Below are 22,200 nucleotides of genomic sequence, written 5' to 3'. Positions count from 1 at the left end.
AGCCGCGAGTGAACAACGAAGAGCAGAGAACGCCGCCGCTGCGAGTGGACGGCGCGCTCGACGATTTGTTGCTGATCGACGGTCACAATGACCTTCCCGTTGCCCTCCGGACGCGTGCCGGTTACTCGGTGGAGGGACTCGACAGCCGCCGAACCGAGCTGCACACCGACATCCCGCGACTGAGGGAGGGTCGCGTCGGTGCGCAGTTCTGGTCCGTATGGGTGCCATCGGACCTTCCCGAGGACGCCGCGGTCGTGGCGACGCTTGAGCAGGTGGATGCCGTGCACCGCCTTACCGCGCGGTACCCGCAGGTCTTCGCGCCAGCCAGCACCGCCGATGATGTGGAGCGCGTGTTCGCATCTGGCCGGATTGCGTCGCTGCTCGGAATCGAAGGCGGGCATTCCATTGCGGAATCCGTCGGCGCCCTTCGGATGTTCGCTCGTCTCGGAGTGCGGTACATGACCCTCACCCACAACGACGACACAACCTGGGCGGCCTCGGCGACCGGAGTCCGACAGTCAACCGGGCTCAGCTCCGTCGGGAAGGCCATCGTCGCGGAGATGAACAGGATCGGGATGATCGTCGACCTGTCCCACACCGCCGAGTCGACACAACTCGACGCCCTATCGGTAACGTCAGCGCCGGTGATCTTCTCCCATTCGTCTGCGCGTGCCGTCACGGAACATCCACGGAATGTGTCAGACCGGGTGCTGGGTGAACTCGCCAGGAACGGTGGAGTCGTCCACATCACATTCGTGTCGGAATTCGTGTCAGAGGCGTACGCCGGCTGGGACAGGAGACGCACCGAGGAGTGGTTCGCCGAGGCACGGATGCCGGCGCCCTTCGCGTCGGCGCCACGCCCAGGCGAGTCCGCCGAATCGGCGCTGGCACGAAACGACCTGGCCAGGGAACGTGACGGGACGCCAACGGCCTCCGTCGACTCGCTCTCGGCCTGGCTTGATCGCAATCCGCCGCCCCCGGTGCACGTCACGGACGTCGCCGACCACGTGGAACACGCCCGAGACGTCGCGGGGATCGACCACATCGCGCTGGGCGGCGATTTCGACGGTACGACCGCGCTGCCCATCGGGCTCGACGACGTGAGCGCGTACCCCGCCCTCGCCGAGGAACTGCGCACTCGAGGCTGGTCGAGAAGCGAACTGGCGAAGCTCGCCGGCGGGAATGTCCTCCGAGTGATGCGAGCCGTGGAAGATTCGAGCGCTGAGCCGCTCTGGCCCACACTTCCCTAGTGCCGAAGGCTGCAGGTCAGCCGCTGGCCCGAGTGGCGGCATCCGTCGTACGCTCAAGATAGCCAGCCATCGCAGGAGGTCTCATGTCGCGTGCCGTTCTCATCGACGCCATTCGCACCGCATCCGGGCGGGGCAAACCGGGTGGGGGGCTCAGTGAGATCCACCCCGTCGACTTGCTCGCGCAAACTCTCCAGCAGCTCGTGGAGCGGACCGGCATCGACCCCGCGCTGGTCGACGACGTGATCGCCGGCTGCGTCACCCAGGCCGGTCGGCAGTCGTCGAACATCGCTCGCAACGCTGTGCTCGCCGCCGGGTTCCCCGAGAGCGTCCCTGGTACCACCATCGACCGCCAGTGCGGGTCGAGCCAGCAGGCGGCCCAGTTCGCCGCGCAGTCCATCCTCAGCGGAACGAGTGACATCGTGGTCGCGTGCGGTGTCGAGCAGATGAGCCGCCAGCCGATCGGTTACGCCACGCGCGGCGAGGATGCCGCAGGGCCCATGCTTCGGGGCCGGTACCCGGACGGGTTCGTCCACCAGGGCATCTCCGCTGAACTCATCGCGTCCCGCTGGAAGATCAGCCGGGCGGAGCTCGACGCGTACGCCGCTGAATCCCACGCGCGGGCGGCATCCGCCATCGACCGCGGACTGTTCCTGCCGGAGGTTGTTCCGGTCACCGTGACCACGGCCGATGGCAGCACCACCCGGTTCAGTATCGATGAGACGGTGAGGCGCGGCACCACGGCTGACGGCCTCGCAAACCTCCCGCCAGCGTTCCGCGAGGACGCGTACGCAGAGCGGTTCCCTGAAATCGGCTGGAACATCACGGCGGGCAACTCGTCGCCGCTCACCGACGGCGCATCCGCGGCGTTGATCATGAGCGAAGAGAAAGCCGAGGAGCTTGGGCTGACCCCGCTCGCACGATTCGTGGGCTTCGCCCAGGTGGGCAGCGACCCGATCGAGATGCTCACCGGCATCCTCCCGGCGACGCGGCGGGTGCTCGACCGCACAGGCATCAGAATCGACGACATCGACGTGTTCGAGGTGAACGAGGCCTTCGCCTCGGTACCGCTCGTCTGGCAGCGGGAGTTCGACGTGGACGCCGCCCGGCTGAACCCGTGGGGCGGCGCCATCGCGCTCGGCCACCCGCTCGGTGCGTCCGGGACCCGGCTCCTCGCCACCCTCGTCAACGCCCTCCGTACCGGCGGTGGCAGATACGGGCTGCAGACGATGTGTGAGGGCGGCGGCATGGCAAACGCCACCATCATCGAGCGGATCTGATCCGGCTCGACCGGGCGTTGTAGATCCGGCACAACAGCGCCGCACGGCAACGGGAGCGCGGACAGCCGCCGCCGACAACGGGAGCGGAGTGCCAGCCAGCCGCCCCCTAGGCTCGCAGCACACCCGCTCAGTACCGAGAGGATCTCGCAATGAAGCTTGACGGAGCATCCGCCCTCATCACCGGGGGAGCATCAGGGCTCGGCAACGCCACCGCCACCCGTCTGGCCGCGGCCGGAGTCTCGGTCGTGATCGTGGACCTGCCGTCGTCGGCCGGTGCGGATGCCGCGGCACGGCTCGGCGAGAACGCCCGTTTCGTCGCTGCCGACGTGTCGAACGAGAACGAGGTGCAGACAGCCGTGGACGCTGCGGTCGCGCTCGCACCACTCCGGATCGTCGTCAATTGCGCAGGCGTCGCGACACCGGGCAAGGTCCTCGGCAAGGACGGCACCTTGCCCCTCGCGACCTTCACCCGGGTGCTTGAGATCAACCTGATCGGCACGTTCAACGTCGTACGTCTCGCCGCCGCTGCGATGGCGGAGTCTGAGCCGGATGCCGAGGGGGAGCGTGGCGTGATCGTCAACACGGCATCCGTTGCGGCGTTCGACGGGCAGATCGGTCAGCCTGCCTATGCTGCGTCGAAGGGTGGAGTGCACGCGATGACGTTGCCGCTCGCGCGGGAATTCGCCCGCTACGGCATCCGGGTCAACACCATCGCCCCGGGCATCATGGAGACCCCGATGCTCCAGGGACTGCCGCAGGCCGCCCAGGATTCGCTCGGCGAACAGGTGCCGTTCCCGTCCCGGCTCGGCCGACCGGGCGAGTATGCGTCGCTCGTTCAGCACATCATCGAGAACCCCTACCTGAACGGCGAGACCATCCGCCTGGACGGCGCCATTCGGATGGCGCCGAAGTAGCGGGTGCATTCTCCGATCGGAGACATCCGTTCCGGTCGGCATCACCCGGCGCGCCGGGTGAGTTCGTCCGCACCGAGTGCCCCCACACCCCACCCGCCCGCAACGAAAGTGACCGCATGACCGACAGCATCCTTCTCACCGTCGACAACGGACTCGCCCGGATCACCCTCAACCGCCCGCAGCGGCTGAACGCGATCAACGCCGAGGCCGCGCAGGCCTGGCGGGACATCGCCGCGGAAGTCGCCGAACGCTCCGATGTCGGAGCGGTGCTGCTCGATGCGGTCGGCCCCGCATTCTGCGCAGGCGGAGACGTCGCCGAGATGTCCGCGATGGGCGGCAGCGTGAGCTCGATCGGGGAGTTCGCCGACATCATCCACGAGGGGCACCGTTCGCTGTCGGCGATGCCGAAGCCGATCGTCGCGGCGGTGAACGGTGCAGTGGCCGGCGGAGGGCTCGGGTTCATGCTCGTCGCCGACTACATCGTCGCCTCGACCTCGGCGAAGTTCGTCTCGAAGTACGCCGACATCGGCCTCACCCCCGATTGCGGTGTGTCCACGCTCCTGCCCCAGGCCGTCGGCATGCGTCGCGCGCTCCAGCTCACCCTGACCAGCCGGTCGCTCACCGCCGACGAGGCGCTCGACTGGGGCCTCGTGTCCGAGGTCGTCGCCGACGGCGAGACGGATGCCCGCGCTCGCGAGATCGCCGCCGGCTGGCTGGCCGGTGCCACCGCAGCGTTCGGTCAGGCCAAGCGGCTCCTCCGTGGCGGGGTCGGTCGCGACTACGCCACCGCGCTCGACGACGAGGCCCGCACCATCGGGGCGGCGTTCGAAACTCCGGATGCCCAGGCGCGGATCGGCGCGTTCCTCGCCCGCTCCGCCCGGCGCTAGCGCCCGCCCGCGCGACGGCGAGTACACCCACCCTGGACGGAAACACCCGCTACGCCGGGTGAATCCGTCCGGAACGGGTGAATTCGAACCCGGCCCCGCGGCATCCGCTCCCCTCAGCCCTCCAACGAAAGTGATTCCATGACCGCACCACTTGCCGGAAAGACCCTCCTCATGTCGGGCGGAAGCCGCGGCATCGGCCTCGCCATCGCCGTCCGCGCCGCACGCGACGGCGCCAACGTCGTTCTGCTCGCCAAAACAGACACCCCAGACCCCCGGCTCGAGGGCACGATCCACACCGCCGCCGAGGCCATCCACGAAGCTGGTGGCCACGCGCTCGCCGTCGTCGGCGATGTGCGGAACGACGAGGACATCGCCGGCGCCGTCGCACAGGGGGTGTCGGCGTTCGGCGGCATCGACATCGTCGTCAACAACGCCAGCGTGATCAGCCTCGCCCGCACGCTCGACCTGGAACCGAAACGGTTCGACCTCATGCAGGACGTCAACATGCGCGGCACTTTCATGCTGTCCCGCGCGGCACTCCCGCACCTCAAGGAGGCCGAGAACGCCCACATCCTGTCGCTCAGCCCGCCGATCAACCTCGACCCGAAGTGGCTCGGCGCCCACACCGGCTACACCCTCGCGAAGTACGGAATGTCGCTCGTGACCCTCGGCTTCGCCGCCGAGTTCGCCCGTGACGGCATCGCCGCCAACACACTGTGGCCGCGCACGACGATCAAGACCGCCGCGGTCGGCAACATCCTGGGCGGTGAGGCCCTCCTCGCCCGGAGCCGGACGCCGGAGATCTACGCGGATGCGGCCTACGAGGTCCTCATCAAGCCGTCACGTGAGTACACGGGCCAGTCCCTCATCGTCGAGGACGTGCTGATCGACGCCGGAGTCACCGACTTCGCTCAGTACTCCCCCGGTGTCGACGAGAAGGACCTGTTCCCCGACATCTTCCTGTAGCGGCGTCCGATCCGCGCCAACCCACCCGTTCCGGTCGGCGCCACCCCCGGCATACCGGGTGCATCCGTCCGGAGAGGGTGATCTCGCGGGTCTAGGCTCGAAGTGATGTGGCAGGAGCGGGAGGGAGTGGGCGTGGGTGAACTTCGAACGAGTGTCGCCGACGGCGTCGGCCGGATCACCCTCAACCGCCCCGAAGCTCTCAACGCCATCAACCACGCAATGGTTCTCGGTATCCGGGACGCGCTGGCCTCCTGGCGCCACGATCCCGAGGTGTCCCTCGTCGTCCTCGACGGTGCCGGGAAGCGGGGACTCAGCGCCGGCGGAGACATCCGCGCCCTGCACGCAAACGCTCTCGCCGGCCGCAACGACCTCTCGCGGCACTTCTGGCACGACGAGTATGAGCTCTGCGCCATCATCGACGAATACCCCAAGCCGTTCATCTCGATCATGGACGGCATCACCATGGGCGGCGGCGTTGGGGCGTCCGCGCACGCCAGCATCCGTATCGTCACGGAGGAGAGCCGCGTCGCCATGCCCGAAACCCGCATCGGCTTCAGCCCGGATGTCGGCGGCACCTACCTCCTCGCCCGCGCCCCAGGTGAGCTCGGCACCTACCTCGCCCTCAACGCCGCGACAATGACCCCGTCGGATGCGCTCGCGTGCGGTTTCGCGGATTATTACGTGCCATCAGAGCGGCTCCCGCACCTCTACCAGGCCCTCGGGGAGCGGGCAGACCCTGGCTCCCCGGCCGAAATCATCCTCCTGTTCGACGAGACACCGCCACCGTCCGAACTGCTGGCACACCGGAGCTGGATCGACCGGTGCTACTCCTGCGACAGCGTCGCGGACATTCTCGAGCGCCTCGGCGCCGAGTCCGACACGCACGCCGGCGCCGCAGCCAACGACCTCACCCGGCTGTCCCCGCTCGCCCTCACCGTGGCGCTCGCCGCCGTGAGGGCCGCTCGCCGCCTCGACACCCTCCGGGAGTCGCTGGCGCAGGAATACCGGGTGTCGTCGTGGCTTGCCGAGCAGCCCGACTGGACCGAAGGAATCCGTGCGCGGCTGATCGACAAGGACAACAAACCGCGGTGGATGCCGTCGACTCTGGCAGCCGTGCCGGCGAACGTGGCGGAGGTCGCGCTGAACCACATCCCGCCGCGGCACTGAACATAGGTATACGGAGTCGGCGCAACGGGGTCGTTATGGTCCTATTTTGCCCTGCCCTGTATACCGGTCGGGCTCGACGGCGTATGCTGTACTCGTGCGAGCAAGCGACCGGGCCTACGACGTCCTGAAGGAAGACATCCTTTCGTGGCGTCTCGCCCCCGGCACCGTGCTCGGCGAAACAGAGCAGTCCGAACGTCTCGGTATCTCTCGAACCCCGCTGCGCGAGGCCATCACCCGGCTGGCAGCCGAGGGGCTCGTGAACACCCAGCGCGGCCGGGCCGGCGTCGTGACCGACGTCTCACCGGCGAACCTCCCCGAGCTGTTCGAACTGCGTGAGGCGCTGGAGACCCAGGCGGCGCGGCTGGCGGCCCGGCGCCGGAACACCGAGGCCTTCGAGCAGCTGCGCCAGGACTTCCTGTCCGCGCCGGCCGGCCTCGCGCACGGAGCAAGCGGGTACTACGACCTCGTCGCGCGCCTCGACGCCGCGATCGACGACGCCGTCGCCAACCCGTTCCTCCTCGCCTCGCTCGCGGGCCTGCGCAATCACCTCGCCCGCATCCGCCGGCTCGCCCAGGACAACCCCGCCCGCCTGACGGAGTCGGTGTCCGAGCACCTGCTCATCGTCGAGGCCATCCTCGACCGCGACGAGACGCTCGCCGCTCAGGCCACCGCTGTTCACCTGCGCAAAAGTCTCGCGAATCTCCTCGCCGCCGCGGGCGCCCCCGCCGTCATCGCCCCGTCCTCCACGAAGGGAACACCATGAAGAGCCGCCACCTGAGGGTCCACAGAAGCGAAGAGAACCTCGAACGCACCGGGCAACTCGCGTGGGCGATCGCTGAGGTCGCCGCCGATCCGGTCGAGGTATCCGCCGAGGTCACCGACATGATCATCAACCGGGTGATCGACAACGCTGCCGTCGCCGCGGCATCCCTCACCCGGGCACCGGTCGTCTCCGCTCGCGCGCAAGCCCTGGCACACCCCGTGACCACCGGTGGCGACGGCTCGACGGTGTTCGGGTCGGATGCCGGCCGTCGCGTCAGCCCCGAGTGGGCGGCCTGGGCGAACGGCGTCGCCGTGCGAGAACTGGACTACCACGACACGTTCCTCGCCGCCGATTACTCACACCCCGGCGACAACATTCCGCCGATCGTCGCCGTCGCCCAGCATGTCGGAGCGACGGGGCGCGACCTCGTGCGTGGCATCGCCACCGGCTACGAGATCCAGATCGACCTGGTCAAGGCGATCAGCCTGCACAAGCACAAGATCGACCACGTCGCCCATCTCGGCCCATCCGCGGCAGCCGGTATCGGCACCCTGCTTGGCCTCGACGTCGAGACGATCTTCCAGGCCGTCGGCCAGGCACTCCACACCACGACGGCAACCCGCCAGTCCAGGAAGGGCCAGATCTCCACCTGGAAGGCCCACGCTCCGGCCTTCGCCGGCAAAATGGCGGTCGAAGCCGTCGACAGGGCCATGCGCGGGCAGACCTCGCCCGAACCGATCTACGAGGGTGAAGACGGCGTGATCGCCTGGCTTCTCGACGGGCCTGATGCCAATTACGACGTGCCGTTGCCCGAGCAGGGTGAGCCCAAGCTGGCCATCCTCGACAGCTACACCAAGGAGCACTCGGCGGAATACCAGGCCCAGGCCTGGATCGACCTCGCCCGCAAGCTGCACTCCGAGCATCCCGAACTTCTTGAACCCAGCGCGATCGACCGCATTGTCATCCACACCTCGCATCACACCCACTACGTGATCGGATCGGGAGCCAACGACCCGCAGAAGTACGACCCGTCCGCGTCCCGGGAGACACTCGACCACTCGATTCCGTACATCTTCACGGTCGCACTGCAGGACGGCCGCTGGCACCACGTCGACTCGTACTCTCCCGCCCGCGCCAACCGGGAAGACACCGTGGCCCTGTGGAACCGGGTCACAACCCAGGAGGACGAGGAGTGGACCAGACGGTACCACTCACTCGACCCGGCGGAGAAGGCGTTCGGCGGCCGGGTGGAGATCGTGCTGACGGATGGCACGACGATCGTCGACGAGATCGCCGTTGCCGACGCTCACCCGCTGGGCGCCCGGCCGTTCGCCCGCGAGGACTACATCGAAAAGTTCCGCTCCCTCGCCGCTGACGTTCTCGAACCGGAGGAGATCGAGCGGTTCCTCGAGCTCGTCCAGCGCCTGCCCGAGCTCACCGCCGAGGAACTCGGCGGTCTCACCATCCAGGCCGCTCCCGGGGTTCTCGCTTCGGTGCCATCCCCGAAAGGACTGTTCTGATGCTGTACTCGACGACCACGCCTGAAGACAAGAGGCGGATCTTCCGCGAACGGCTCGCCGGCGGCGAACTGCTCCAGTTCCCCGGCGCCTTCAACCCGCTGTCAGCCCGGCTGATCGAGCAGAAGGGCTTCGACGGCGTCTACATCTCCGGCGCCGTGCTCAGCGCCGACCTGGGACTTCCCGACATCGGCCTCACCACGCTCACCGAGGTGGCCGGCCGGGCGAAACAGATCGCCAGGATGACGGAGCTGCCCGCCCTCGTCGACGCCGACACCGGTTTCGGTGAACCGATGAACGTCGCCCGCACCATCCAGGAGCTCGAGGATGCCGGTCTCGCCGGAATGCACATCGAGGACCAGGTCAACCCGAAGCGGTGCGGCCACCTCGACGGCAAACAGGTCGTCGACGAGTCGACCGCCCTCAAACGCATCCGCTCTGCCGCAGACGCGCGCAGGGACGACAACTTCCTGATCATGGCGCGCACCGACATCCGCGCCGTCGACGGCCTCGGTGCCGCTGTCGACCGGGCGAAGAAACTGGTCGATGCCGGAGCCGACGCCATCTTCCCCGAGGCCATGCGCGACCTCAGCGAGTTCGAGGCGATCCGCAACGCCGTCGACGTGCCGATCCTGGCGAACATGACCGAATTCGGCAAGAGCGAGCTGTTCACAACCTCCCAGCTCGCCGCCGTCGGAATCAACATCGTGATCTGGCCGGTGTCGCTGCTCCGCATCGCGATGGGCGCAGCAGGACGCGCTCTCGACACGCTCACCGAGGAGGGGGCGCTCACGTCGAAGCTCGGCGAGATGCAGCACCGAGCCGACTTGTACGAGCTGCTCGATTACGAGGGCTACAACCACTTCGACACGTCGGTGTTCAACTTCACCGTCGTCAGATAAATACGGTCGCCTGGCGAACGGCCATAGGCGGCCGACCCGCAAGTACATAGGGTGGACTGAAACCCAGCGCCAGCCAACGGAGCAGAGGAGCATGGAATGACAGAGACCGACATCAAAAAGGGCCTCGCGGGGGTCGTCGTCGATTACACCGCCGTCTCCAAGGTCAACCCGGAGTCCAACTCTCTGCTCTACCGCGGCTATCCGGTGCAGGAGCTCGCCGCTTCCTGCCGTTTCGAGCAGATCGCCTACCTGCTCTGGCACGGCGAGCTGCCAACGGATGCCGAGCTGAAGGCTTTCGAAGACGTCGAACGCGGCCAGCGTGCGCTCGGTGAGAACGTGAAGGCGGTCATCGACCTCATCCCCACGACCGCGCACCCGATGGATGTCGTTCGCACGGCCGTGAGCGCGATCGGAGCGTCCGACCCGGACGCCGACCTGGCGACCGTGGAATCCAGTCTGAACAAGGCCGCCAGGCTCTACGCCCAGCTGCCGGCAATCGTCGCATATGACCAGCGCCGCCGCCGCGGTGAGGACCTCGTCGAACCCCGTGACGACCTGAACTATTCAGAGAACTTCCTCTGGATGACGTTCGGCGAGGAGCCGGACACGGTCGTCGTCGACGCGTTCAACGTGTCGATGATCCTGTACGCGGAGCATTCGTTCAACGCGTCGACCTTCACCGCCCGAGTGATCACGTCCACCCTCAGCGACCTGTACTCCGCCGTCGTCGGCGGCATCGGGGCGCTCAAGGGTGCTCTGCACGGGGGAGCCAACGAAGCGGTAATGCACACGTTCGATGAGATCAACACGGCAGACAAGGCGGAGGCGTGGCTCGAGGACGCTCTCGCCAACAAACGCAAGATCATGGGCTTCGGGCATCGGGTGTACAAGAACGGTGACTCGCGCGTTCCGACCATGAAGGCCGCGCTTGACACCCTCGTCGAGCACTACGATCGGCCAGACATGCTCGAACTGTACGAGACGCTCGAACAGGCGATGATCACGCGCAAGAACATCAAGCCCAACCTCGACTATCCGTCCGGCCCTGCCTACTCCCTGATGGGCTTCGACACGCTGACCTTCACCCCGCTGTTCGTCGCATCGAGGGTTGTCGGCTGGACCGCGCACATCATGGAGCAGGCGGCATCGAACGCGCTCATCCGCCCGCTGTCCGCCTACAACGGACCGGACGAACGGCACCTGCCCGCCTGATCAGAAACGCCCGGTCGCGGGGATGTTGTGGGCTGGGTGCAGAGCCACCCCCACGCCCGTCGCGGCGCCTTGTCCTTCCTCTACAGCGCGGATGCCTCGCCGCCGCGAACCGCGTAGCATCCGTCGAATGCACATGATCTTCCGCACCCTGCTTCTGTTTTGGCGTTCCCCACGGGCAGGGCGGCGGGGCACCCCGATCGGGCACTATGACGTCGGCCGACTCGCGATGCGCACCCTGCCGACGGACCTCGACCTCAACCGCCACATGAACAACGGGGTGTATCTGTCGGTGCTCGACCTCGGCCGGTTCGACCTGCTCATCCGCAACGGAATCTGGGACATCCTGCGGGGCCGCGGCTGGTACCCGGTCGTCGTCTCCGAGACGATCACCTTCCGCAAGTCGCTGACGCTGTGGCAGAAGTTCGTCGTCGAGACTCGGGTGTCCGGTTACGACGACAAAGCGGTCTTCGTCGAGCAGCGCATCGTCGTCAACGGTGAGATCTACGCTCAGGCGGTGATTCGGGCGCGATTCCTCAAGAGGCGTGGCGGAACCGTCTCGGTCGCCGAACTCATCGACGCCATCGGCACGGTACCGCCCGATCTGCGGTTGCCGGAGTGGCAGGTGCGGTGGGGAAGGGATGTCGCCCTGCCGTCGACATCGGCGCCCGCGCCGAGCGAGTGGCCGGGTGCCGTGCCGGTCGACCCGCGCTGAGGCTCGGCCGCCCGGCGCGGTCGGCGGGATCGCGCACCGGCGCCATGGGCGCCCGACCTCACGGCACGATCGCGCCGCCCGCTGACGTGCGCGGCGTTGCTGCGACAGAAATGGCTGCACGCGGCGTTGCTGCGACTGAAACGGCTGCTATCCGTCGATAAACTCGACCCTTTCTGTCGTCGCACCGCGAGGAGCGCAGATGGGAGTGTCGGTTCCGCTGACGTAGGGTGAACTCGATGGACGCAATCGCCGCACCCCGCATCGCCGCACCCCGCACCGCGCCACACGAATCGGTCGGCTCCGGGGCGCCGGTGTGTCGCGCTCGGTACGCTCCGCGGCATCCGCTCCAGCTGCACAGGATTCTCATTCCATTGGCTCGTGGGGGAGACGGGCCATGCTTCCGGCGCACCGCGATGGGCGCCTGGATCACGATGCGCACGCCCACCGGGCCCGCGACGCTGCACCTCGACCAGGACTCGGGCGGGGTCAACGCGACCGCGTGGGGACCGGGTGCTGAGTGGGCGATCGACGGGGTGCCCGAACTTCTCGGCGCGCGGGACGACTGGAACGACATCGACCTGTCCCCGAGCCCGCTGCTCACCGAGGTGCGCCGCCGCAATCCCGGGCTGAGGCTCGGCCGCAACCGGCTCGTCTTCGAGATGCTTCTGCCCGCCATCCTCGAGCAGAAGGTGACGGTCGTCGAAGCCTGGGCGGCCTGGCGGCTGCTGGTCAGGAAGCACGGCTCGCCGGCGCCCGGCCCGGCGCCCGACGGCATGATGGTCGCACCCGCAGCGGACACCTGGCGACTCATCCCGAGTTGGGAGTGGCACACCGCGGGCGTAGGCCCGCAGCGCTCGGAGTCGGCGGTCCGCGCGTCACGAGTGGCAGTCGCGCTCGAGCGCACGGTCACCGGAACCGGTGACGTCGTCGATGAGGCGGCCGAGGCATCCGTTCGGCTGCGCAGCCTGCCGGGGATCGGCGTGTGGACGGCCGCCGAAGTGACCAGCAGGGCACACGGGGACCCGGATGCAGTGAGCGTCGGCGACTACCACCTCGCCTCGACCGTCGGCATGGCCCTGACCGGTTCACCGGTGGACGACGACGCCATGCTCGAACTCCTGTCGCCGTGGGCCGGGCAGCGTCAGCGTGTGCTGCGGCTGATCCTGCTCAGTGGTATTGCCAAACCGCGGCGTGGGCCGCGGATCACGATCCAGGACCACCGCAGGCACTGACCCGAGCCCGGTGCCCTGGCGACCGCTGCCCTCGGGCGTCTCGTCACGCGGTGCGGACGGGAGCACCCGGCGCGCCGCGTGAAATCGTCCGCAACGGGTGAAGAGGCGCTGACTACTCGCTCTCGAGCACCGCCATTGCCGCGTTGTGCCCGCCAATCCCGGACACCGCCCCACCGCGCCGTGCGCCAGAGCCGCAGAGCACGATTCGCGGATGCCCCGTCGCCACCCCCCAGCGCTCGGCAGGCGTGCCCGTGGGAGCGTCGTCCTCGAGGAACGGCCAGTCCAGCCCGCCGTGGAAGATGTTGCCCCCCGGCATTCCGACCGCCCGTTCGATGTCGAGCGTCGTCTTGGTCTCGATACACGGCTGCCCGGCGGCATCCGTCATCAGTATGTCCTCGACCGGTTCTGCGAGCACCGAGTTGAGTGACTCGAGCACGGCGGCCTGCAGCCGGGAGCGCATCTCGTCGTTGTTCGAGGCATCGACGAGACGTGACGGCACGTGCAGCCCGAACACGGTCAGCGTGTGCGCGCCGGCCTCCCGCAACTCCGGAGCGAGGATGGTCGGGTCGGCGAGGGAGTGGCAGTAGATTTCGCACGGCAGCGGGTGGGGGATGTCGCCCCCAGCGGCTGCGAAGTATGCGTCGTCGAGTTGCGTCCAGGTTTCGTTGATGTGGAACGTCCCGCCGAACGCTGCCTCGGGGCTCACGGTTTCGTCGCGCAGCCGAGGCAGGCGCTTCAGCAGCAGGTTCACTTTCACCTGCGCGCCCTCGCGGAGATGGTTCGGGTTCTGTTCGGCGGCGAACGGCCGTGCCTCGAATACCCCAGCCGACGGTTCGCCGGCGGCGAGCTGCTCCCTCCCGTAGGACACCGTGGTTCCCGCGGCGACGAGCTTCCCGAGAGTGGAGGGAGCGACATTCGCGAGGATCCAGGTCGCGGATGCCTCGACGTCGATCCCGTCCACCGAGTAACGAACCGTGCCTGCCGGGTCGATCGCGCCCACCTCAGCATTGGTTTTCAGTTCGGCTCCGGCGTTCCGGGCCGCCCGCGCGAGTTCGCTCGACACGGCGCCCATCCCGCCTACCGGGACGTCCCAGTCGCCGGTGCCGCCGCCGACCAGGTGGTAGAGGAAGCAGATGTTCTGCTGAAGGTCCTCGTCGTCCGCACGGGCGAAGGTGCCGATGAGGGCGTCGGTGAGGAGGACGCCGCGGACGAGGTCGGTGTGCAGGTGGCGGATGACGTCACCGATGGGGCTCTCGATCATCGCTTCCCACTCGCTCGCGCCACCGGCATCCGTCACCATACGCTTCGCCTCAGAGCGGGTCGGCAAGGGCTCCGTCATCGTCGGCCACAACACCTCGGTGAGCCGGCGGCAGTGCTCGTAGAACTGCTCGAAGAGTTGGAATTCGTCAGCGGGGGCGCCGATTCGTGTGAAGGACGCCTCGGTTGCTGCTGGGTCCTCATTGTCGACGAGAAGACCGCGGGTCGGGTCGGCCGGGTCCGGGGTATACGAGGAGTACCGGCGGCGGACGAGCGTGATGTCGAGCCCGAGATCTTCGATGATCCGAGCGGGCAGCAGGCTGACCAGGTAGGAATAGCGGGAAAGCCAAGCCTCGACCCCCTCGAACGCCTGGGCGGAGACGGCGGCGCCGCCGACGGCATCCAGTCGTTCGAGGAGCAGCACCTTCTTGCCGGCCTTGCCGAGGTAGGCCGCGGCGACGAGGCCGTTGTGGCCTCCGCCGACGATGATGGCGTCGTAGCTCGGGGGTGTCGTCATGCTGCGATTCTTCCATGACGGCAGACGCGGCGCGGTGCGCACAACTCCGCCAGCTCAGAGCTCACAAGGCGGCTGAGCGTGGGTGCTCGCGGGAGTTCCGGCGGACCCGAAGGTATTGGCGGAGTTATGCGCAACCGCCGCGGCTGAGCGGGCCGAGTTGCTCCGCTCAGGTCGGGCGCAGGAGGAACCCGGTCGCCCGCGCCAGTGCAGCTCGCACGGCGGTGACGGCCGGCCGCGCCGCGCTCACCCGCCGGGCAGAGGTGAACACTGTGCGCGACGGCGTGCCAGGCAGGTCGATCAGGCGCAGTGCCGGGTTCCGGCCTGACCAGACCAGGTCTGGCAGCATGCCGACCGCATTGCCGGACTCGATCAACCGGATGTGCGCGATGAGGTCCGCCGTTTCGAACCGCACGTCAGGCTCGAACCCGGCCGCCCGGCACAGCTGCGTGGCCCAGAGCCGCGCGACGGTACCCTCCGGTTCCATCACGAAAGGCAGAGCCGACGCATCCATCAGAGACACGGCATCGGATGCCGGCGGTAACGCCAGTCGCAGCACGTCCGTCGCGAGGAACTCCCGATCAAGGTCGGCCAGGTGCGGCCGGGTGTGCCCTGGGTACTGCTCGGCGAGCACGAGATCGAAGTCTCGCGCGGCCAGGTCGAACAATCCGGCTTCTGGTTCCCGCTCGACGATCTCGACCCGCAACTGCGGGTGCTTCACCCGCAGAAAGGAAAGCGCCTCGGGGATCACCGCGTGCGCGGCCGACTGGAACACGGCCAGCCGTACGGTGCCGGCGACCGCGTCGAGGGAGGTAGCCAGCTCCGCCTCCGCCCGTTCGAGCCCGTCGAGGAGTTCAGACGCCCGAGTCGCCAGCAGTTCGCCCTGCGGGGTGAGTTGCACCCGGCGACCGCTTTTCTCCAGCAGTCTGACGCCCGCCTCGCGTTCCAGCTGAGCAAGCTGCTGCGACACCGATGATGGACTGTACGACAACGCTTCGGCCACCTCGGCGAGCGTGCCGCGCAACTGCAGTTCACGCAAGAGGCGGAGCCTTCTCATATCGAGCATGCCGCCAGCGTACTCGTCAGAAAAGCCGACCAATATCCTTCAGAAAGATTCGCTTTTCTGAATCGAAGCGGGCGCGCACACTGAGACTGGGAGTTAGCGCAACCGCCGCCATGCTCACCGCCCAGCACCCGGAGAGGGAATAGTCTCGTGAACATGCCTCACACCTCGGCCGGCGCCGATTTGAGCGCCATCCAGCTCGCGACGGATGCCGTCAGCCTCGCCCGTAAGTGGGTGGACGAGAGCGCTGGTGCTCCCGTCGACCCAGCCGCCCAACGCCTCGCTGAGGTGCTCAAGGACCCGAACGGCCTGGCCTTCACCGTCGGCTTCGTCGACGGTGTGATGCGGCCGGAGGACCTCTTCGTCGCGGGCTACAACCTGCAGCGGGTCGCGAAGCTCACCCCCGCATTCCTGCCCTGGTACCTCCGAGCCGCGATCACGGCCGGCGGCATCCTCGGACCGGTGATCCCATGGGTGGTCATCCCCGCCGCCCGGCGCGTTCTCCGCGAGATGGTCGGTCACCTCGTCGTCGACGCCACCCCAGCCAAACTCGGTCCAGCCATCGAACACCTCCGCGAGGAGGGCTCCCGGCTCAACCTCAACCTGCTCGGGGAGGCGGTGCTCGGCGAACGGGAGGCAGCCAAACGTCTGGCAGGCACCCACGAACTGCTCGCTCGGCCCGACGTGGATTACGTATCGATCAAGGTATCGGCGATCGCCTCGCAGTTGTCGATGTGGTCGTTCGATGACGCCGTCGACCGCGTCGTCCAGCGCCTCACCCCGCTCTACGAGCTGGCGGCCGGCGCGGATACCGAAAAGTTCATCAACCTCGACATGGAGGAATACCGCGACCTCGACCTCACCGTCGCCGCCTTCACCCGGATCCTCGACCAGCCGCAGCTGAAGACCCTTCAGGCCGGAATCGTGCTGCAGGCATACCTTCCCGACGCGCTGGCCGCAATGCAGACGCTGCAGGACTGGGCCGCCGAGCGGGTCGCATCCGGTGGGGCGCCGATCAAGGTGCGCCTGGTGAAGGGTGCGAACCTCGCCATGGAGGGCGTCGACGCCGCCATCCACGACTGGCCGACCGCCCCATACGACTCCAAGCAGGACACGGATGCCAACTACAAGCGCGTGTTGATGTGGTCGCTGACCCCGGAACGAACGGCGAACGTGCGCATCGGTGTCGCCGGCCACAACCTGTTCGACCTGGCTTTCGCCTGGCTGCTCGCGCAGGACCGCGGAGTGACAGGCGGCGTGGAGTTCGAAATGCTGCTCGGGATGGCCACAGGTCAGGCGGCCGCCGTCAAGCGAGACGTCGGCAACCTGCTGCTGTACACACCGGTAGTGAACCCGAAAGAGTTCGACGTCGCCATCTCGTACCTGATCCGGCGGCTGGAAGAGAACGCGTCGCAGGAGAACTTCATGTCTGCCGTCTTCGAGCTCAACGAGAACGAGATCTTGTTCGAGCGTGAGGAACAGCGCTTCCTCGCTTCCGCCGCCCAGCTCGAGGCGACCCCGCACGAGATGCCGAGCCCTCGACGCACCCAGAACCGCGAAACCGAGTGGACGCTCGCGCCGGCGCGCGAACTCATGCCCCCGACCTCCCCGGACAGCTTCACCAAGGCCGAGTCGGAGGATCTCGGCATGACACAGCAGGTCCTCGGGCTGTCCCGCGGCTCGAAGCAGGAATCGCCGTTCGACACGGTTCGCGTCTTCGACACCACCACCCTCAACACGATCCCGGCCACCGACCTCGGCGCCCCCGGCTTCGTCAACAGCCGGGACACCGACCCGTCGCTCCCCGCCAACCGCGCCTGGGCCGGTCGCATCCTCGCGCGGGTTCCTGGCAGCGAGCTCGGCAACCGCACCGTCGCCGAGTGCACGGTGTCGGATGCCGCAACCCTCGACTACATCGTCGAAGGGGTGCGTGACCGCGGCGCTGCGTGGGGCGTGCTTCCGGCAGCCGACCGTGCCGCAGTCCTCGATCGGGCCGGGCTGGCGCTCGCGGCCAACCGTGACCGCCTGATCGAGGTGATGGCATCCGAAACAGGGAAGACCATCGCCGAGGCCGATCCTGAGGTGAGCGAGGCGATCGACTTCGCCCACTACTACGCCGCCAAGGCCCGCGAACTCGACGCGGTGCGCGGTGCCCGGTTCGTGCCGTCGCAATTGACCGTGGTCACCCCGCCGTGGAACTTCCCCGTCGCCATCCCTGCCGGAGGAGTGCTCGCCGCCCTCGCGGCCGGCTCCGGTGTCATCCTCAAGCCCGCCCACCAGGCCCGCCGGTCTGCAGCGGTCCTGGCCGAGGCGCTCTGGGAGGCCGGTATCCCGCAGGAACTGCTCACCCTCGTTTCGCTCGACGAGCGGGAACTCGGCAAGCAACTCGTCTCACATCCCGCCGTCGACCGGGTGATCCTCACCGGTGCGTGGGAGACGGCAGACCTGTTCAGGTCCTGGCGCCCTGATCTGCCGCTCCTCGCGGAGACCAGCGGCAAGAACGCGATCATCGTCACCCCGAGCGCCGACCTCGACCTCGCCGTCGCCGACGTCGTAAGAAGCGCCTTCGGGCATGCCGGGCAGAAGTGCTCGGCCGCCAGCCTCGTCATCCTCGTCGGATCGGTCGCGAAGAGCGAGCGGTTCCACCGCCAGCTCGTGGACGCCGCAACGTCGCTCCGGGTGGGCTACCCGGAGGACGCGACCAGCCAGATGGGGCCGATCATCGAACCGGCCGAAGGCAAACTGCTGCACGCCCTCACCGAACTCGCCGTTGGCGAGAAGTGGCTGGTCCAGCCCAGGAAACTGGACGACACCGGCCGGCTCTGGTCACCTGGCATCCGGTCAGGAGTCGCCCCCGGATCGTACTTCCACCTGACCGAATTCTTCGGCCCCGTCCTCGGCGTGATGCACGCCTCCTCCCTGACCGAGGCGATCCGGTTCACCAACGCCATCGATTACGGGCTCACCGCGGGGCTGCACACGCAGGACCCGGAGGAACTCTCCGAATGGCTCGGCACCGTCGAAGCCGGCAATTTGTACGTCAACCGCGGCATCACCGGAGCCGTCGTGCAACGCCAGCCATTCGGCGGCTGGAAGCGTTCATCCGTCGGCGCTGGCGCCAAAGCCGGCGGGCCGAATTACCTCCTCACGCTGGGGTCATGGATTCCCGACACCGGATCGAGCAGCAAGACCCTGCACCTGCGTGGGCTGGACCGCAGGGTCACCGCCCTCATCGAAGCAGCCCAACCGTCCCTCGAGTACGAAGAATTCGATGTGCTGCGCAGGTCGGCACTATCGGATGCCATCGCGTGGGGCAACGAGTACGGCGAGACGAAGGACGCATCAGGCATCCCGGTCGAGCGGAACCTTTTCCGCTACCGTCCGGTGCCGGTAGCCATCCGGGCGACGGCTGACGCCGACCTGGGTGAAGTGCTGCGCATCGCGCTCGCCGCTGTGCGTGCGCGGTCGTCGTTCTCGCTGAGCGTGGCATCCAGCCTGCCGACGGCCGTCCGTGGTGTCCTCGGAGACATGAACGTTGCGGTTCTCGTGGAATCCGACGAAGAGTGGGTCGCCCGCACGGCAGCGGGGGATGTGCCGCGGGTGCGTCTGGTCGGTGGGAACGAGTCCCGGATCGAACTCCACCGGGCACTGGCGAGCGCGGCCAATGGCAACCCGGACCTCGCGATCTACTCCGGCGCCGTGACGCAGTCAGGGCGGATCGAACTGCTGCCGTTCCTGCACGAGCAGGCGGTGTCGATCACCGTTCACCGCTTCGGCAACCCCGACCCGTGGAGTGACGACGTCATTTAGGCTGCGCGGTCTCCGCTGGCAGAAAGGCGCGCTCCGGGAAGGCGAGGGACACCAGGTAGACCACGATCAAGCTCATCACGGCGATCTCGCCGCCGTCCTCGAGCGCGATGAACAGCGCGTCGGAGAAGGGCAACTCGTCGAGCAGGCTATGGATGATGTCCACCCCGACGCCGAAGAGTGCCAACAAGGCGAACAGTGCCGCAACGATCAGCATGGTTCGTCGGACATCGGCCGACGAGAACCGGTAGGCGATCGCTACAGCGACGAGCATGACCAGGCCAACGCCTAGCAACCAGAGCGCTTCGCCGATATGGTCTGACACCAGGCCGGCAGGAGCGTGTTCCGCGATCCACACGCCCATGCGTTCGTGCAGTGTGAGGTAGTCGTCGGCGAAGAGATACAGGACGAAGCCCGCCCAGGCGAGCCAGACCCACTCCCGGGTGCGAACGGCGATGAGCACAAGGAGAAGGGCGCACCATCCGGTCAGCGTCTGGAAGAAGTGCTCGCCGTAACCGCCCTCGGTCGCGAGGTCGAAGAGGCGGTTCCGCGGCACGTCGACCACACGCCGGGTGAGGTGCAAGAGGATGTGTACCGCTGTGGCCAGCCAGAACAAACCGAGCAGGCCCAGAAGCCGTGGGTCGTCGAGACCCAGCGCAGTGCGCGCCCGGCGGATGCGGGAGGGTGGAAGCCTCTTCATGTGACACTCCTCGCTTGAGTTGACCACATCCTTGTGGAAAGCGTGGGTCTTGTCCACCAAAACGCTTCACAGAGTCCATTCGCCCGGTTTGAAGAGGGCTGCGAGCACGTGGCACCACGCGCATACTGGTTGTCATGGCATCCGTCCCTCGCACCGAAACGGCCACGCAGCGCATCGTACTGCTCGTCGCGATCCTCGCTTCGTTCGTCGCGTTCCTCGATGGGACGATCATCAATGTGGCGCTGCCCGCCATCACCCGTGAATTCGGCGGCGGCCTGCCAGTTCAGCAGTGGCTGGTCGACGCGTACCTGCTCACCCTCGGCGCGTTCATCCTGCTCGCCGGTTCGCTGTCGGATGCCTTCGGCCGCGTTCGCATTCTCGCTGTCGGCCTGGTCGGATTCGGGGTGACCTCGCTCCTCTGCGCGATCGCCCCCAGTGCGGTGTTCCTCATCGTGGTGCGTGCCCTGCAAGGTGCGACGGCGGCGCTGCTCGTGCCGAGTTCGCTCGCCATCATCATCTCCACCTTCTCCGGGCAGGCGCAGGCGAAAGCCATCGGCACCTGGACGGCGTGGACCGGCACAGCCATGATCATCGGCCCACTGCTCGGTGGGTTCCTCGTCGACACCGTGTCCTGGCGGCTCGTGTTCGGAATCAACGTGCTGCCGATCGCCGTCACCCTCTGGCTGCTGCTCAAGATGGAGAAGCAGCCTGCGCTCACGAACCGCCCCAGGGTCGATGTCGTCGGCGCGGTGCTCGGCGCGATCGGGCTCGGCGGGCCGGTGTTCGCACTCATCGAACAGGCACGCTTCGGCTGGGGGAGCCCGGTCGTCTGGATTCCCCTCGTCGTCGGGGTCGTCGCTTTCGGGTTGTTCCTGTGGTGGGAGGGCCGCGCCCGGGACCCGATGATGCCGCTCTCCCTGTTCAACTCGCGGAACTTCTCGGCAGGCAACGTCGCAACCGTGTTCATCTACGGCGCTCTCGGCTTCGGTTTCTTCGTCATTGCGATTTACCTGCAGCAGGTGGCAGGCTGGCCGGCCACTCTTGCGGGGCTCGCCACCCTGCCGCCGACCATCGTCATGCTCCTGTTGTCGAGCCGGATCGGCGCGCTCGCCGGCAAGCTGGGGCCCAGACTGTTCATGACGATCGGTCCGATCGTCGGCGGTCTCGGCTTCCTTCTCATGCTCGCTGTGAGCCGGGATATCAACTATTGGCTCGAGCTGCTGCCCGGCCTGGTGCTCTTCGGCATCGGACTGTCGATCACCGTCGCGCCGCTCACGAGCGCGATTCTGGGCGCCATCGACTCCAGCCAGGCAGGAATCGGGTCGGCGATCAACAACGCCGTTGCTCGTGTCGCCGGTCTCGTCGCTGTTGCCTGCGCCGGTCTGATCCTCGGCACGACGCTCGACCTGACCGGGTTCCACCGGGCGATGATCGCGACGGCGATCGCGTTGATCCTCGGCGGTATCGTCTCCTTCGCCGGCATCCGTAACCCGTCGCTCGCGGAGGAACCGGCTCTCCCCGCCTGATCCTCGGCGGCCTGACCTGCGTGGCCCGTGTAGCGAGAGGTCAGCGACTCGTGGCGGTTGCTCTGCGGTTCGCCTTCTTGATGGCGTCGACCAGCTCGCCCTTCTTCATCGAGGAGCGTCCCGGAATGTCCAGCCGCTTCGCGATGTCGAGCAGGTGCGCCTTGGACGCATTCGCATCGACACCCTCCTGGCTGTCGCCCGGTGACCCGACGGTGCCTGCGGCTTTGTCATCGGACGGCCCGGAGCGCTCCTTCTTCTCCCAATGGTCGCCGATCTTCTCGTACTCATGCTTGAGAGCAGCGAAAGCGGTGCGGTGGGCGCGTTCGCCCTCGCCATAGCTCTCGACAGCCGAGTCATGGGCCCTGGACCAGATTTCCTGGGCATGCTTCGGCGATCTGGCGATCGTCGACGGCATCTCTTCCGACGCTGGCAAGATCCTCCCTCCCTGGTGGGCGTTGTCACCTCGGTACCCGGGCCTCAGGGCCCTGTCGGTCTGCAACCGTACGCGGCACGACGGACCCCGGCAAGGGGTGC

General features: G+C 67.5%; 18 protein-coding genes. 14 read left to right on the top strand and 4 right to left on the bottom strand.

What is annotated here, in order from left to right; translation table 11 throughout:
* Positions 1–8 precede the first annotated feature (8 nt).
* From JWP90_RS01380 to JWP90_RS01325, 12 genes are all read left to right on the top strand, one after another.
* Positions 9–1,250 carry a dipeptidase gene (locus JWP90_RS01380; protein WP_297358798.1) on the top strand — a complete coding sequence of 414 codons (1,242 nt, stop codon included), beginning with the start codon at positions 9–11 and terminating at the stop codon, positions 1,248–1,250.
* 83 nt (positions 1,251–1,333) lie between these two features.
* Positions 1,334–2,527 carry a thiolase family protein gene (locus JWP90_RS01375; protein WP_297358796.1) on the top strand — a complete coding sequence of 398 codons (1,194 nt, stop codon included), beginning with the start codon at positions 1,334–1,336 and terminating at the stop codon, positions 2,525–2,527.
* 149 nt (positions 2,528–2,676) lie between these two features.
* The gene (locus tag JWP90_RS01370; protein WP_297358794.1) at positions 2,677–3,441 is read left to right on the top strand and encodes a 3-hydroxyacyl-CoA dehydrogenase; all 765 of its coding nucleotides are present in this window, start codon (positions 2,677–2,679) and stop codon (positions 3,439–3,441) included.
* Between the two features lie 116 nt (positions 3,442–3,557).
* Positions 3,558–4,328 (top strand): enoyl-CoA hydratase/isomerase family protein, encoded by a 771-nt coding sequence (locus tag JWP90_RS01365; RefSeq protein WP_297358792.1) that lies wholly within the window; start codon positions 3,558–3,560, stop codon positions 4,326–4,328.
* 138 nt (positions 4,329–4,466) lie between these two features.
* Positions 4,467–5,294 carry an NAD(P)-dependent oxidoreductase gene (locus JWP90_RS01360; RefSeq protein WP_297358790.1) on the top strand — a complete coding sequence of 276 codons (828 nt, stop codon included), beginning with the start codon at positions 4,467–4,469 and terminating at the stop codon, positions 5,292–5,294.
* Between the two features lie 132 nt (positions 5,295–5,426).
* Entirely contained in the window at positions 5,427–6,461 is a 1,035-nt protein-coding gene (locus JWP90_RS01355) for an enoyl-CoA hydratase/isomerase family protein (RefSeq protein ID WP_297358788.1), read from the top strand.
* A gap of 94 nt (positions 6,462–6,555) precedes the next feature.
* Positions 6,556–7,224, top strand: coding sequence for a GntR family transcriptional regulator (locus JWP90_RS01350; protein WP_297358786.1), 669 nt, complete (start codon positions 6,556–6,558; stop codon positions 7,222–7,224).
* The gene (locus tag JWP90_RS01345; RefSeq protein WP_297358784.1) at positions 7,221–8,744 is read left to right on the top strand and encodes an MmgE/PrpD family protein; all 1,524 of its coding nucleotides are present in this window, start codon (positions 7,221–7,223) and stop codon (positions 8,742–8,744) included. The genes JWP90_RS01350 and JWP90_RS01345 overlap by 4 nt, the downstream gene beginning before the upstream one ends.
* Entirely contained in the window at positions 8,744–9,643 is a 900-nt protein-coding gene (gene prpB / locus JWP90_RS01340) for a methylisocitrate lyase (RefSeq protein ID WP_297358782.1), read from the top strand. The genes JWP90_RS01345 and prpB overlap by 1 nt, the downstream gene beginning before the upstream one ends.
* Before the next feature lie 96 nt (positions 9,644–9,739).
* Positions 9,740–10,855, top strand: a complete 1,116-nt coding sequence (locus tag JWP90_RS01335) for a bifunctional 2-methylcitrate synthase/citrate synthase (protein WP_297358780.1) — start codon at positions 9,740–9,742, stop codon at positions 10,853–10,855.
* Positions 10,856–10,982: 127 nt separating this feature from the next.
* Entirely contained in the window at positions 10,983–11,567 is a 585-nt protein-coding gene (locus JWP90_RS01330; protein ID WP_297358778.1) for an acyl-CoA thioesterase, read from the top strand.
* Between the two features lie 431 nt (positions 11,568–11,998).
* Positions 11,999–12,799 carry a DNA-3-methyladenine glycosylase 2 family protein gene (locus JWP90_RS01325; protein WP_297358776.1) on the top strand — a complete coding sequence of 267 codons (801 nt, stop codon included), beginning with the start codon at positions 11,999–12,001 and terminating at the stop codon, positions 12,797–12,799.
* Between the two features lie 112 nt (positions 12,800–12,911).
* Here the strand turns inward: JWP90_RS01325 and JWP90_RS01320 are convergent, their stop codons facing one another.
* Both JWP90_RS01320 and JWP90_RS01315 read right to left on the bottom strand, forming a co-directional pair.
* Positions 12,912–14,573: an NAD(P)/FAD-dependent oxidoreductase gene (locus tag JWP90_RS01320; RefSeq protein WP_297358774.1), complete on the bottom strand. Its 1,662-nt coding sequence runs from the start codon at positions 14,571–14,573 to the stop codon at positions 12,912–12,914.
* Between the two features lie 166 nt (positions 14,574–14,739).
* Positions 14,740–15,636: a LysR substrate-binding domain-containing protein gene (locus tag JWP90_RS01315; protein WP_297358772.1), complete on the bottom strand. Its 897-nt coding sequence runs from the start codon at positions 15,634–15,636 to the stop codon at positions 14,740–14,742.
* Positions 15,637–15,789: 153 nt separating this feature from the next.
* Here JWP90_RS01315 and JWP90_RS01310 point away from each other — a divergent pair, with 153 nt between their 5' ends.
* A complete protein-coding gene (locus JWP90_RS01310) occupies positions 15,790–19,443 on the top strand; it encodes a bifunctional proline dehydrogenase/L-glutamate gamma-semialdehyde dehydrogenase (RefSeq protein ID WP_297358770.1) in 3,654 nt (1,217 codons plus the stop codon).
* Here JWP90_RS01310 and JWP90_RS01305 read toward each other — a convergent pair.
* On the bottom strand, positions 19,436–20,140 hold the full coding sequence (locus tag JWP90_RS01305; protein ID WP_297358768.1) for a hypothetical protein: 705 nt from the start codon (positions 20,138–20,140) through the stop codon (positions 19,436–19,438). The two genes, JWP90_RS01310 and JWP90_RS01305, sit on opposite strands and share 8 nt — an antisense overlap.
* Positions 20,141–20,274: 134 nt before the next feature.
* Here JWP90_RS01305 and JWP90_RS01300 point away from each other — a divergent pair, with 134 nt between their 5' ends.
* On the top strand, positions 20,275–21,666 hold the full coding sequence (locus JWP90_RS01300; RefSeq protein WP_297358766.1) for a DHA2 family efflux MFS transporter permease subunit: 1,392 nt from the start codon (positions 20,275–20,277) through the stop codon (positions 21,664–21,666).
* A 40-nt stretch (positions 21,667–21,706) separates the two neighbouring features.
* On the opposite strand, the gene JWP90_RS01295 is transcribed toward JWP90_RS01300, so the two are convergent.
* Entirely contained in the window at positions 21,707–22,099 is a 393-nt protein-coding gene (locus JWP90_RS01295) for a ChaB family protein (protein WP_297358764.1), read from the bottom strand.
* Positions 22,100–22,200 lie beyond the last annotated feature (101 nt).

This window comes from Mycetocola sp. (genome assembly GCF_025464835.1).
Taxonomy (GTDB): domain Bacteria; phylum Actinomycetota; class Actinomycetes; order Actinomycetales; family Microbacteriaceae; genus Mycetocola_A.
Note: the sequence above shows the minus strand (reverse complement) of the source record. Positions and strands in the feature narration are given on the sequence as shown.